We start from the raw sequence: 271 nt of genomic DNA, 5'->3' as shown, positions 1-271 counted from the left end.
GCCCTCCGTCGCAACCGCTGCGCCTTCCGGCCCGGCTGTGACGACCGACTCCTACGCGGAGACCCCTGGCGTGAAGGTCGATGATCCGATCATCGACATCTGCGAGCCTCGAGGTCAGCGGCGAAGTGCTCGCTGCTCGGTGCATTCACCCGCACGATCACACGATCGGGATCGATCGCGGCGCTGATCAGGTTGGTGCGCGCCGCCGCCTTCGCGTCAGGGAGCACGGCATCCTCGAGGTCGAGGATCACCGCGTCCGCCAGGCGATCAC

At 67.5% G+C, this 271-nt stretch carries 1 protein-coding gene; it reads right to left on the bottom strand.

Going from position 1 to position 271, the window contains the following annotated elements; translation table 11 throughout:
- Positions 1 to 89 precede the first annotated feature (89 nt).
- Positions 90 to 271, bottom strand: a 182-nt coding sequence (locus tag SB658_RS24050; RefSeq protein WP_410602861.1) for an aldolase/citrate lyase family protein, incomplete at its 5' end; no start/stop codon positions are given.

The organism is Bacillus sp. SIMBA_008, assembly GCF_046535495.1.
In the GTDB taxonomy this organism is placed as follows: Bacteria; Bacillota; Bacilli; order Bacillales; family Bacillaceae; genus Bacillus; species Bacillus subtilis.
Note: the sequence above shows the minus strand (reverse complement) of the source record. Positions and strands in the feature narration are given on the sequence as shown.